12 protein-coding genes are annotated in these 12,272 nt (G+C 62.1%); 4 read left to right on the top strand and 8 right to left on the bottom strand.

Features of this window, described 5'->3' with window-relative positions:
- The 4 genes from R4823_RS00375 to R4823_RS00360 are packed head-to-tail and all read right to left on the bottom strand — an operon-like array spanning position 1 to position 3,653.
- Positions 1–1,110, bottom strand: a complete 1,110-nt coding sequence (locus R4823_RS00375) for an alcohol dehydrogenase catalytic domain-containing protein (RefSeq protein ID WP_338617026.1) — start codon at positions 1,108–1,110, stop codon at positions 1–3.
- A 17-nt stretch (positions 1,111–1,127) separates the two neighbouring features.
- Positions 1,128–2,111: a hypothetical protein gene (locus R4823_RS00370; RefSeq protein ID WP_338617024.1), complete on the bottom strand. Its 984-nt coding sequence runs from the start codon at positions 2,109–2,111 to the stop codon at positions 1,128–1,130.
- Between the two features lie 35 nt (positions 2,112–2,146).
- Positions 2,147–3,115 (bottom strand): TAXI family TRAP transporter solute-binding subunit, encoded by a 969-nt coding sequence (locus tag R4823_RS00365; RefSeq protein ID WP_087838976.1) that lies wholly within the window; start codon positions 3,113–3,115, stop codon positions 2,147–2,149.
- A gap of 10 nt (positions 3,116–3,125) precedes the next feature.
- The gene (locus R4823_RS00360; protein WP_256369626.1) at positions 3,126–3,653 is read right to left on the bottom strand and encodes a tripartite tricarboxylate transporter substrate-binding protein; all 528 of its coding nucleotides are present in this window, start codon (positions 3,651–3,653) and stop codon (positions 3,126–3,128) included.
- A gap of 69 nt (positions 3,654–3,722) precedes the next feature.
- Between R4823_RS00360 and R4823_RS00355 the strand changes: the two genes are divergently transcribed.
- A protein-coding gene (locus tag R4823_RS00355) for an IS3 family transposase (RefSeq protein ID WP_087841031.1) occupies positions 3,723–4,858 on the top strand; the annotation gives its coding sequence in 2 pieces (ribosomal slippage) (positions 3,723–3,978 and positions 3,978–4,858; 1,137 coding nt in all).
- A 178-nt stretch (positions 4,859–5,036) separates the two neighbouring features.
- Positions 5,037–5,513, top strand: coding sequence for a rhombosortase (gene rrtA / locus R4823_RS00350; RefSeq protein ID WP_338617022.1), 477 nt, complete (start codon positions 5,037–5,039; stop codon positions 5,511–5,513).
- 50 nt (positions 5,514–5,563) lie between these two features.
- On the opposite strand, the gene R4823_RS00345 is transcribed toward rrtA, so the two are convergent.
- From R4823_RS00345 to R4823_RS00335, 3 genes are all read right to left on the bottom strand, one after another.
- Positions 5,564–6,388 carry an amidohydrolase family protein gene (locus R4823_RS00345; RefSeq protein ID WP_243724709.1) on the bottom strand — a complete coding sequence of 275 codons (825 nt, stop codon included), beginning with the start codon at positions 6,386–6,388 and terminating at the stop codon, positions 5,564–5,566.
- Positions 6,389–6,493: 105 nt separating this feature from the next.
- Positions 6,494–7,021 (bottom strand): cupin domain-containing protein, encoded by a 528-nt coding sequence (locus tag R4823_RS00340; protein ID WP_243724708.1) that lies wholly within the window; start codon positions 7,019–7,021, stop codon positions 6,494–6,496.
- Between the two features lie 59 nt (positions 7,022–7,080).
- On the bottom strand, positions 7,081–8,055 hold the full coding sequence (locus R4823_RS00335; protein WP_132980766.1) for a tripartite tricarboxylate transporter substrate binding protein: 975 nt from the start codon (positions 8,053–8,055) through the stop codon (positions 7,081–7,083).
- Positions 8,056–8,578: 523 nt separating this feature from the next.
- On the opposite strand from R4823_RS00335, the gene R4823_RS00330 reads away from it, so the two are divergent.
- Both R4823_RS00330 and R4823_RS00325 read left to right on the top strand, forming a co-directional pair.
- Positions 8,579–10,048 (top strand): hypothetical protein, encoded by a 1,470-nt coding sequence (locus R4823_RS00330; protein WP_338617020.1) that lies wholly within the window; start codon positions 8,579–8,581, stop codon positions 10,046–10,048.
- A 388-nt stretch (positions 10,049–10,436) separates the two neighbouring features.
- Positions 10,437–11,572, top strand: a protein-coding gene (locus R4823_RS00325; RefSeq protein WP_087841031.1) for an IS3 family transposase whose coding sequence is annotated in 2 segments (ribosomal slippage) — positions 10,437–10,692 and positions 10,692–11,572 — 1,137 coding nt in all. Because the reading frame shifts where the segments join, the coding sequence is not laid out codon by codon here.
- Positions 11,573–11,591: 19 nt separating this feature from the next.
- Here the strand turns inward: R4823_RS00325 and R4823_RS00320 are convergent.
- On the bottom strand, positions 11,592–12,140 hold the full coding sequence (locus R4823_RS00320; RefSeq protein WP_165963260.1) for a tripartite tricarboxylate transporter substrate-binding protein: 549 nt from the start codon (positions 12,138–12,140) through the stop codon (positions 11,592–11,594).
- Positions 12,141–12,272: the final 132 nt, after the last annotated feature.

Genomic DNA, 12,272 nt, shown 5'->3' with positions numbered 1-12,272 from the left:
TCAGCCCTGCCCCGGGTGCACCACGGCCATCCAGATCGGTTCGCTGCGATCGAGCATGACCCGCAGGGCCCGGTTCACCTCGGCCAGCGGGAAATGATGGGTGATCAGCGCATCGGCGTTCAGACGGCCCGATGCCAGCAGTTCCAGCACGGCGTCGGTATCCGATCGCGTGCAGGCCCGGGTGCCGACGATCTTCCAGCACATCTGCATGGCTTCGGCCACCGTCAGCGACAGCGGCACGGCGTTGCCGCCCATGTGCACCAGCGTGCCGCCCAGCGCCAGCGCGCGCAGTGCCTGCATCGTGCCCGGGCCGCCCGGGAAATAGTCCAGCACGGCATCCGCGCCTCCCGGCAGCACCTCCCGCAGCCGGCGGGTCAGGCCCTGGCTCTCGGCCCAGTCGGGCGCCAGTTCGTCCAGCGCGACCAGTTCCACGGGCAGGTCGCCCGCCAGCGGCCGCAGCGCCTCCAGGCGTTCGCGCGACCGCGCCACCAGCACCAGGCTGCGCGCGCCGTAGAACCGCGCCAGCAGGATGCTGGCCGTTCCCATGGTGCCGGTGGCCGCGGTGATGACCAGGCGCCCCGGCTCGGGAATGGCCGCGCACTTGAGCGCGCGCACGGCATTGGCCAGGTCGTGCACCTTGGCGCCGACGTCGAAGCCGACGTTGTCGGGCAGGGGGTCGACCAGCCAGTCCGGGGCGCGCGCATACTCGGCCAGGCCGCCGTCGTGATAGCGCGCGTAGAGCTCCAGCTTGCCGGTGCCGAACGCGGCGTGCCCGATCATGGCGGTCTCCGCGCACAGTTGCTGGCGGTCGGTGCGGCAATAGACGCAGTCGCCGCAGGACAGCATGGGATGCACCCGCACCCGCCGGCCGACCAGCGAGGCGTCGGCCTCGCGTCCCGCCGCGACGACCACGCCGGCGATCTCGTGGCCGGGCGTGGACGGCAGGTGCTTGAAGCGGCCGCGCTCGAGCAGCTTCATCATGCCGGGCGCGATGCCGGCGGACACGACCTTGATCAGCACGTCCCGTGCGCCGGGCTCGGGCACCGGCACCCGCTCCAGCCGCAATTCGGTCGCGCCCTGGTGGGCGCGCGCGGCAAGCATGTCGCTCATATTGCTGTCCTTGTGTGTCAAGTCGGTTTTCCAGGGCGCAGCGCGTCGATTTCCGACGGCGTCATTCGCTCGGCCTGGCGGGCGCCTTGCGCCACCTGCGGGATGGGTTGGGTCGAGACCAGCGACAGATGCGTGCTGGGCTCCGCGTGGATGCTGGCGAAGGCCACGGCGCGGGGAATGCGGACGAAGTCCCCGGGCGCCAGGCGCAGCACGCCCCGCTGGGTCACCAGCGTACGCGTACCCGAGACCTGATACTGGATCTCCTCGGCGTTGCGCAGCCGGCGATAGACGTGTCCGGTCGAGGCGGCGGCGGCCGTGGTTCCGATCATGGCCGTGGGGCCGCGATACAGCCATTCGCTGCCCGATCCGATGCGCAGGACCTCCAGCCGCTCCTGTGTTTCATCGGCATGGGACAGCAGCAGCCGTTCGTCGATGGGAGACAGCGCCACGTCCTGGCCCGGGCCGGCCACGCCTTCGGTGACGAGCTCGTTCAGGGGCGCGGGCGACCAACCCGGAAACGGCGGGATCCTGGCCTCGGAGCGACGGTCCACCGCGCCCAGGCGCTCGACCGGACCTGGCACGTAGAACAGCAGGTGGATGTCGCGACGGCCATAGTTGTCGTGGGCCACGCCGTCGGGCAGCCGGGCGAACTCGCCCGGCGCCACGTCCACGCTGCCCAGTTCCGTCATGATGGTGCGGTCGCCGCACACCTGGAACGAGATCTCGTCCACGCCGCAGTTGCGGTGGTAGAAAGGCTGGCGGGCATTCATCGTCTGCCACTCTATCCGCATGGCCGCGCTTTCGTAGACTCCGCGCGGGGGCACGAAGGGCTGGTCCACGTACCCGGGGGGAAAATGCACCGCCTCGACGGGCGGGTACGCGCGGGGAGGGCGGCCGCCGCCCGGCAGGGGTTCGGCCAGCAGCAGTTCCTCGCGACGGCGCAGCACGCGGGGCGGCGCGTCGAAAGGAAATGCCTCCAGGTATTCAAGGACTTCGGGCACGGCGGTCTCCTTCGGGGCGGGCGGGAACGAGCGGCTCAGGCCAGCAGCCCCGCCTCGCGGTAATAGCGTTGCGCGCCCGCATGCAGCGCGATGGACGGCCGGGCCATCCTGGCGGGATCGATGGGATAGGACAGCGGACTGCGCTGCGGCGGCAGGTGGCGGTACTGGCGCTCGATGGCCTCGCGCGTCTCCACCAGGCACCAGGTCAGCAGATGCGCCACCTCCTCGTCCATGTCGTCGCGCACCAGCACCAGGAAGTCCGAGAAGTCCAGGGCCTCCACCGGCGTCTCGAGATTCTTCCAGTAGCCTGCGGGCAGCGCGTTGGCCGGGAAGCCGTGATCGGCGCGCAGCCGGGCCAGGGCGGAAGGTTCCGCGGACAGCGGCACCGCCAGTCCGGACTCGACGATCCGCGCCCACCACGGCGTCATGATCGCTTCCTGCAGCACGCCGTCCACCTCTCCCGCCTCCATGCGCGCCAGGCTGTCGCGAGGATTGGTGTCCTCGACGTAGGATCCGCCCCAGGCCGCCAGCGTGGCCTCGTCGATGCCGTGGGCCGCCATGAACAGGCGGCTTATATAGCCGATGAAGTTGGTCCCGTCGTTGCGCGACGTGGCGATGCGCAGGGCCGGCCGGCGGCTGCGCAGTTCCTCGAAAGAACGGATGCCCAGGTCCGGGCGCAGCGCCAGCACCATGCGGTCGTTCTGCGGCAGCACCGCCAGCGAGCGCAGGTTGGGCGCGGCGCGTCCCTGGAAGATGGACTGGCCCGTCAGCGCGGCCGGCATCAGCATCGCCGGCGTCACCAGGCACAGGTCCACCTCGCCTTCCTGCACCAGGTCGATGGCCTCGATACCGCCGGCGCGTATGCTCCATATGGCCACGCGGCTGCGCGGGCCGGCGCGCTTGCAGAACTCCTCGCACAGCCAGGAGCAGATGCGGTGGAAGTTCGCCTGGCCCCAGTCGCCGACGAAGCGCAGGTGGTACGAGCGGGAAAGTGCGGGTTGCATGAAGGAACTCCTATTCGACCTTGACGTGGGCGTCCTGGATCACCTTCGCCCAGAATGCATTCTGCTCGCGCACCAGTGCCCCGAAGGCCTGCTGGTTGCTGTCCACCGGCTCGAAGCCCAGTTCCAGCAGGCGGCTGCGGATCTCGGGACGCGCCAGCACCTTCTGCACCGAGGCGGCCATCTTCGCCGTCAGCGCGGCGGGCGTGCCGGCCGGCACCAGCAGGCCGCCGAAGCCGACCACTTCGAACCCGCCGTAGCCCGACTCCTTCATGGTCGGAATGTCGGGACTGATGGGCGAGCGCGTCGAACCGGTGCTGGCAAGAATGCGCAGGGTGCCCGCCTGCACGTGCGGCAGCAGGTCGGAGTAGGACGCGAACACGCTGGAGATGCGCCCGGCCGCCACGTCCATCACCGCGGGCGGGATGCCGGTGTAGGGCACGTGCAGCATGTCGATGCCGGCCTGCTGCATCAGGATGACCATGTTCAGGTGCGGGGTGGAACCCTGGCCCGGGCTGGAGAAAGAGGTGGCGGCGGAAATTCAGACAGTCCGATAAGTGGAGAGCTCTGGGCCTGATCCGGCGATAATGCCGGTAAAGGAACCAGAGAGATGACCAAGAGAACGAGACGAACACACTCAGCGGCGTTCAAGGCCAAGGTGGCCTTGGCGGCGGTCAAGGGGGATCGCACCCTGGCCGAACTGGCTCAGCAATTTGATGTGCATCCGAACCAGATCACGGAATGGAAGCGGCAGTTGCAGGAGAAGGCGGCGGACGTATTCGGGTCGGCAGGACAGAGCAACAACGAGCCGCCGGCCGATCTGAAGGTGCTACATGCCAAGATCGGCCAGCTCACGCTGGAGAATGATTTTTTAGAAAGCGCGCTCACCAAGGCGGGATTGCTGAGCGCAAAGCGATGATAGACCGTACGCATGCACTGCCGGTGTCACGCCAGGCCAAATTGGTGGGGATTGCTCGATCGAGCGTGTATTATCAGGCCCGGCCTGTCAACGATAGAGATCTGATGTTGATGCGCCGGATCGACGAGCTGCATCTGGAGTTTCCGTTTGCCGGGGCCCGCATGCTGGCGCGGCTACTGCGCCGTGACGGCCATGAGGTCGGCCGACGACACGTGGGCACCCTGATGAAACGCATGGGCGTTAAGGCGCTGTATTGCAAGCCCAACACGAGCCGGCGCAACGTCCAGCACAAAGTTTGGCCGTACCTGCTGCGCGATATGCGGATTAACCGGGCCAATCAGGTGTGGGCGCTGGATACGACCTATATCCCGATGGCTCGGGGCTTTGTGTATCTGACCGCAGTCGTAGACTGGGCCAGTCGCAAGGTTCTGGCTCATCGGGTGGCCATCACGCTGGAAGCGGTGCATGCCGTTGACGCCTTGGAAGAAGCCTTTACCCGCTACGGGTTGCCTGATATCGTCAATACCGATCAGGGCAGCCAATTCACAGCCAGCGCCTTCACTGAAGCGGTACAAAGCCGAGGCATCCGGTTATCCATGGATGGCAAGGGAAGCTGGCGCGACAACGTGTTTGTCGAACGGGTATGGCGCAGCATCAAGTACGAGGAGGTGTATCTGAAGGCCTACGAATCGGTCAGCCAGGCCAGGCAGTCCATCGGGGCGTATATCCAGTTGTACAACCAGAGGCGCCCTCACTCCAGTTTGGCCGATCAGACCCCCGATGAGGCATACTTCGCGATGCTGCCTGCGATTAAAACGGCAGCATGATGTGCCCGGAGCGTTCCACTTAAAATCTCAAAATACTGTCCAAACAACCGGAGCCACCTCTATGTCGCCGCCTCAAGAAGTGCCCCAAAGTGACAAACCGTTCGGGCGAGGCTTTGGCAATTCCAGTGCAGTCGTTTTGATGCTTCTCGTGCTTCAATTGTTGGCGCCGGAGTCGACGATGTCTCTGCGCTACGATCGCGCCGCAATTCTTGACGGCGAGGCGTGGCGCTTGCTTACCGGGCAGCTGGTACACCTTGGCTGGACTCATTGCCTGCTTAACGTAGGTGGGTGGATAGTGGGCGCATTGCTGTTTCCCAAATTGTTCGCCCGCCGCCGATTTTGGCTGGAAGTAGGTGCGATAGCGATAGGCGTTGGGCTCGGCCTGCTGTTGCTTGACCCGAAGTTAGCCCATTACGTAGGACTGTCGGGCGTGATCTATGGTGTGTTGGTGCGAGGCAGCTTGCCATCTGCGGGCCGCGACTGGCGTATGACCACTCTGTTGCTCCTGATAGTCGGTCGGCTTGCCTCCCAGGTTTGGGTTGGGCCCGGCGCATCGGAAGAGGAGATGATCGGCGGCGCGATCATCGTATCTGCTCATGTGTATGGTGCAATGATGGGCGCGTTGCTAAGTCTCGGCCCGCGAGTCCTACGGTAATGACCGCTCTTCTTCGCCTCGAAGGGCGTCTGGTGTGAGAACTGCATTCTCTAGAAGCCATACCGCTCGGCTGGGTTTTCGACCAGGATCTGCTCGAGAACAGCCGTATCAGGAATCCAGGCGGTCATCTGATCAAGCAGATCGGCCGTATCCGGCATCGAACCTTCAAAGGACACGTGAGGCCAGTCGCTCCCCCATAGCAGGTGGTTAGCGTTTTGTTCCAGAAGCGCTTGAACGAATGGCACCAGGTCGCTGTATGGCGGAGAGGTGTTCGACAACCGGTATCCCGCAGAGAGCTTCACCCAAGTCCTTCCGCGCCCGACGAGCCTCAGCAACGCTTGGAATCCCTGTTGGTCAATGCCGTCGGAGGCTCGCAGAGATCCCAGGTGGTCTATGACCACGTCCACTGGAAGTCGGGCCAAGGTCGACTCCATGTCGGCCAGAGGCACGCCGCCTCCATCGTTCATCACGTGCAACTGCACATGCCAGCCCAACCGCTTAATCCTTTCGGCCAGGATGGGCATCTCGGTCAGCGGGGCGGCTCCCGCATGTCCAATCGTGTAACGCACGCCGCGCACGCCAGCTTCGTGCATTGCGTCGAGGTCTGGGTCCGGCGTATCGGCCCGTAACGCAGCGATCATCCGGGCTGGACGCCCGACTTCGCGCATCGCGTCAAGATGGCGCCGATTATCTACGCCGTACCCGCTTGGTTGAACCAGGACAACACGATCGATTCCCAGCCGATCAAGCGTGCCTGCCAAATCTGCGGGAAGCGCCTCGGGCACATCGAAAGTCCTCGTTGAAGCGAGCGTGTAATCGCTGTTCGGGCCGTAGACATGGACGTGGCAATCGGTCGCGCCCTGAGGCGCACGCACAGTGGGGCGGCGTTCCGAAGTCAACGGTGGTTGGCAAAGGATAGGCATAGGGTGTGCTCGGGGATGTCAGTAGATAAGGGAGCTTGATACGTCACTTGGCAGGCGTTATTCGAACCACTGGTCTTCATGCAGGCGATATGCGACTTCCTTGTTCTTTTCCGAGTAGCCATCGAAAGGCATGCCGTCAGGATCGACACGCGCAAGCACATCGGTATCCGGGTTGACGGCAGCGCCAATGCGCAGCATCACGAGCGGCTCGTTTTCTTCAGCCTGGAACCAGTAAAACGCGCCGCAAGGAATCAGCACGCACTCGTTTTTCACCACACGCCGCGTTTCTCCCCGCGGGCCGTAAAACAAGGCACTGCCTTGCATGACGACAAAGACATGATCCTCGTTCGAATGAGCGTGCAATTCGTTTTCACCGCCGCTCGCATAGGTCTTCAGCACCACGTTCATGTGCCGTGACGCGCCCAGTACCTGATTGGTGCGGCCCTCGATCGGAAGTCTCGCGCGAATTTTAAAAAAACTCGGTACGGCCGACTGCGACAAGCGGGCCATCTCATCTCGCCATTCATCGGCACTATTGGCAATAGGCGCGACGGGAGCAGCTTCAGTTGTGGGCAAACTCGACATGATGATTCCTTTATTGAGGGGCAATGCGGAATTTAAGGGGCGACGCGGAATCGCCGGGTTCATTGGATCTTGATTGCAGCGCGCTCGATGACGGGCTTCCAGCGGGCAGATTCCGCCCTAATCAGCTGCTTGAGCTCTGCGGACGTGCCGGCCTTTGGCACCAGACCGGCTCCCAACAGTTTTTCTTGAACGTCAGGCTTCTTTAAAGCAGCGCTGACTCCTGCCTCGATTTTTTGGATGACCGCGTCGGGTGTCCCGGCGGGAGCAACTAGCGCCATCCAAACAGCTACGTTCATCTCGTGCAAGCGCGGGTGATCGGCCGCTGGGCTCAATGCGGGCAGGTCCGGGATGCGAGTTTGGCTGAGGTTCGCAAGAGCGTGGAGCTTGCCACCCTTGATATGGGGAAGAGCTGTGGCAACGCCGTCGATGACGAACGTGACATCTTGTGAAAGCATCCCTTGGATTGTTCCGTTACTTCCGCGATAGGAGACGCCGACCATGTCCAGCCCCAGCTCACTCTTCAACATCTCGCCAGCCAACTGGGATGTGATAGTTCCGTAGCCATAAGAAATCTTGCCCGGCTGAGCGCGTGCCAATGCAGCAAGTTCATCAAGCGTCTTCGGGCCATCCTTCCCACTGACCAAGGTCAGTGGAGAATCGGCCATCTTGGCGATTGGAGAAAAATCTTTCACCGGGTCATAAGAGAGCCGGCTATAGAGGAACTGATTCATGACGAGCGTGTTGTCCACAGCCATTAGCAGTGTGTAGCCGTCAGGAGCAGAGCGGGCGACCAGCTCGGCGCCTATCAACGTATTCGCGCCTGACTTGTTCTCCACAACGAAAGGCTGCCCAAGACTCTCTGAGAGGTGCTGGCCAAGCACGCGGGCCAAGATGTCGGTCGGTCCACCGGGCGGGAACGGCACCACCATACGGACGGGACGGCTGGGATACGCATTGCGCTCGGCAGCATGCGCCGGGGCCGTCGTTAGGACCATACAGGCTGCCATCATTGATGCAAAAGGGCGCCATCTCATATCTTGTCTCCTATCGAATTTTTATAAGATCTCGAGAATATCGTTCGAGTTCTAAGTATTTTATGGACTGTCAGACGATGCGCAATGTGCGATGACGCATTGAGCCTATTCGTTAGATGAATAGGGGAGCGGTGCCCGCAAAGACAGGCTCATTGAAATTCTGAATACTCTGTATTCGCGTCCACCGCTTGGCGGGCCAGCGGGCATGCTGAAGAATCCAGCCAAGCAAAAAATGGAGCGCCTAATTCAGTCCGCTTGGATTCCTCCCGATTTGTGCTCACGCCTTCGCGTTGCCGGTTCGTACGCGATTGCAAGCAGCTCAAGGGTTTCTCCTCTCACTCGAATCGGCTCGATGCGCTTGACACACCGAACCTTAATCAATATTCTATTAGAGAGCTAATTAAATTATTAGATTGCTTAGCTTTTTTAGAAGAGGTTGAGGTAGCGTTCTGGCCCAACTGCATGGCACGCCTGCGACATCGAATGCGGCGGCACATAACGACGTACATCAGGAGACAAGACAATGAACCCAATCAGGATAGTGGCCTGTTTGCTCGCAGCTGTTGCGTGCGCAAGCGGCGCTGCTCAGGCCCAAAGCCGCCCGACTTACTACACGAGTGGCGGTGTCAAGGCGCTGTACTACACGCCCGACGCAAATCCCAATCCGAAGGTGGCCTTTCTCATCGTGCATCGCACGGGCAATTATTTGAGCCACATTGGTTGTTCGGAGCTTTCCAAGCGCGGGTATGCGGTTTTCTGCATGAACACCCGCTTCGAGAACAACGAGTTCCAGGTCGATTGGGACCGCATTGCACTCGACGTAAAGGTCGGTGTCGAATATTTGCGTAAGCAGCCGGGGATCGAGAAAGTGATCCTCTTCGGTCATAGCGGCGGCGGGCCGACCGTAAGTTTTTACCAAGCCGTAGCGGAGAAAGGCATCGGTTTTTGCCAGGACACGCGCAAGATCGTTCCCTGCAATAACGACCTAGCGAATCTTCCCCCAGCCGACGGTCTGATCCTCGCCGATGCGCACCCAGGTGTTCCGGTCATCTTGCTTCGTAGCCTGAATGGATCGGTGTTGCGCGAAACGCCGGGCGCCTTTGATCCGGCGCTTGATCCTTACAGCCCCGCCAATGGCTATAACGCTGCGGGCGCCTCGACTTACTCACCCGACTTCCAAGCGCGTTATTTTGCTGCCCAGTCGCGCCGCATGAATTCGCTGATCGCCGAAGCTGATCGCCGCACCAAAGACATTGCGGCCGGCAAAGGGCCTTTCCCCGACAACGATCAATTCGCGATTCCGCATGGCGGCAATCCGGGAGCAGGTCCTGGCGGAGCATCGCAGCTGCATAGCCTCGATCCGCAAATTTCACTGCGCAAAACCCAGCGTCCTCAAAAGTTGATCCGCAACGATGGCTCGATCGACCGCCAGCTTGTGACATCCGTGAGCCCAGTGGAGCTCGATACGCTGGCTTCGACGATGTCGTTCAACCGCGGTACGAAGCAGTTATCGCTGCGCTCGTTCCTGTCCACCCAAGCGGTGCGCTCTACAAACTCGCTGGATGGGATCGACCATTGTTCGAGCAACAACTCAACGATCTGCGCGGTAGGTGCGATCTCAGTGCCAACCCTTGTCATGGGGATGGGAGGCTATCTGTTCATCCGGGACTCCGAAGAGGAATTTGATGCTTCGGCGGCCAAGGACAAGGATCTGGTGTTCATTGAAGGCGCAACGCATGGCTTCACGCCCTGCGCCAACTGCATGAACACAGGTGGCGCTGCGGCCTATTCGAATAGCGTCAAAAACCTATTTGATTACGTCGACGGCTGGGCTTCCCCAAGATACCGGGCAGATTCCAGTCCCGTCCTGAGCGGAGGCGGCAGCATGTCGCTCGAAGCTTTGGCCGGGTTGGCTGTCCTGGCTGCACTCATCGCTTTGACGCGCTGGCGTGGTCTCGTCACTCATTTGATTGGACTTCGGGCCCGCCGCTGAACGCACGGATACGACTGACTTTTCTACTCCGCCCCTCGCGCAGTTTCGTCTGTGCGAAGGGCTAACTCACGTCTGGAATCACCATGCCATCTCCCCTCCGACTCGCCGTCGCCGGCGTGCTAGCTCTTGCTGTCACCCTGCCTGCGATCGCACAAGACGCCGATCGAGCCTGGCCAAAGAAGCCCATCCGGATGATCGTTCCGTTTACGCCAGGTGGCAGCAATGACGTTCTCGCCCGTTCTTTGAGTCAACATCTTGGCAAGACATGGGGCCAACCGGTCGTCGTTGAGAACAAGCCTGGAGAGGTGGCGGCGGAAATTCAGACAGTCCGATAAGTGGAGAGCTCTGGGCCTGATCCGGCGATAATGCCGGTAAAGGAACCAGAGAGATGACCAAGAGAACGAGACGAACACACTCAGCGGCGTTCAAGGCCAAGGTGGCCTTGGCGGCGGTCAAGGGGGATCGCACCCTGGCCGAACTGGCTCAGCAATTTGATGTGCATCCGAACCAGATCACGGAATGGAAGCGGCAGTTGCAGGAGAAGGCGGCGGACGTATTCGGGTCGGCAGGACAGAGCAACAACGAGCCGCCGGCCGATCTGAAGGTGCTACATGCCAAGATCGGCCAGCTCACGCTGGAGAATGATTTTTTAGAAAGCGCGCTCACCAAGGCGGGATTGCTGAGCGCAAAGCGATGATAGACCGTACGCATGCACTGCCGGTGTCACGCCAGGCCAAATTGGTGGGGATTGCTCGATCGAGCGTGTATTATCAGGCCCGGCCTGTCAACGATAGAGATCTGATGTTGATGCGCCGGATCGACGAGCTGCATCTGGAGTTTCCGTTTGCCGGGGCCCGCATGCTGGCGCGGCTACTGCGCCGTGACGGCCATGAGGTCGGCCGACGACACGTGGGCACCCTGATGAAACGCATGGGCGTTAAGGCGCTGTATTGCAAGCCCAACACGAGCCGGCGCAACGTCCAGCACAAAGTTTGGCCGTACCTGCTGCGCGATATGCGGATTAACCGGGCCAATCAGGTGTGGGCGCTGGATACGACCTATATCCCGATGGCTCGGGGCTTTGTGTATCTGACCGCAGTCGTAGACTGGGCCAGTCGCAAGGTTCTGGCTCATCGGGTGGCCATCACGCTGGAAGCGGTGCATGCCGTTGACGCCTTGGAAGAAGCCTTTACCCGCTACGGGTTGCCTGATATCGTCAATACCGATCAGGGCAGCCAATTCACAGCCAGCGCCTTCACTGAAGCGGTACAAAGCCGAGGCATCCGGTTATCCATGGATGGCAAGGGAAGCTGGCGCGACAACGTGTTTGTCGAACGGGTATGGCGCAGCATCAAGTACGAGGAGGTGTATCTGAAGGCCTACGAATCGGTCAGCCAGGCCAGGCAGTCCATCGGGGCGTATATCCAGTTGTACAACCAGAGGCGCCCTCACTCCAGTTTGGCCGATCAGACCCCCGATGAGGCATACTTCGCGATGCTGCCTGCGATTAAAACGGCAGCATGATGTGCCCGGAGCGTTCCACTTAAAATCTCAAAATACTGTCCAAACAACCGGAGCCACCTCTGAACGACAACTGGGCGCCAGGCCGCGCCGCGTACGCGGCGAACTCCTTGACTGTCTTGACGGGCAGCCCGGCGTTCACGCCCAGCCAAAGCTGGGCGGTGAAGAGCTGGGCCACCGGCACGAAGCTGGCCACCGGGTCGTAGCCGGCCGAGCGCAGCAGGTGCGGCGCCTGCACGTAGGGTGTGGTGCCCAGCAGCATGGTGCGGCCGTCGGGCGGCGACTTGGCCACGTGGGCGGCGCCGATGACGCCGGAAGCGCCGGCGCGGTTGTCCACGACCACCGGCACGCCCCACTCCTTGGACAAGGGTTCGGCCACCAGTCGCGCGGCGTTGTCGAACGAGCTGCCGGCACGGCCGGACACCACGATGGTCACGCGGCCACCGTCGAAAGGCTCGGCCGCCGCCGGCACCGCGCCCACGAACAGCGCGGCGCATGCCAGGACCGGCAGGCAGGCCAGCACGCGGCATGCGCGCCGGCGCGCGCGAACGCCAGAAATGTCTGATTCCATGGTTGTCTCCCCTTTTCCCGGGTGGTTTGTCGTGCGAATACTGGAATCCGGGCGGGAAGCGGTCAAACGGAATTCTCGCCGGCTGAGACAACGCAAACGGCTGCCGTCGCCGCCCCCGCGTCGGCGCATCCC

This window comes from Pigmentiphaga sp. CHJ604 (assembly GCF_036972535.1).
Classification (GTDB): Bacteria; Pseudomonadota; Gammaproteobacteria; order Burkholderiales; family Burkholderiaceae_B; genus Pigmentiphaga; species Pigmentiphaga daeguensis.
Note: the sequence above shows the minus strand (reverse complement) of the source record. Positions and strands in the feature narration are given on the sequence as shown.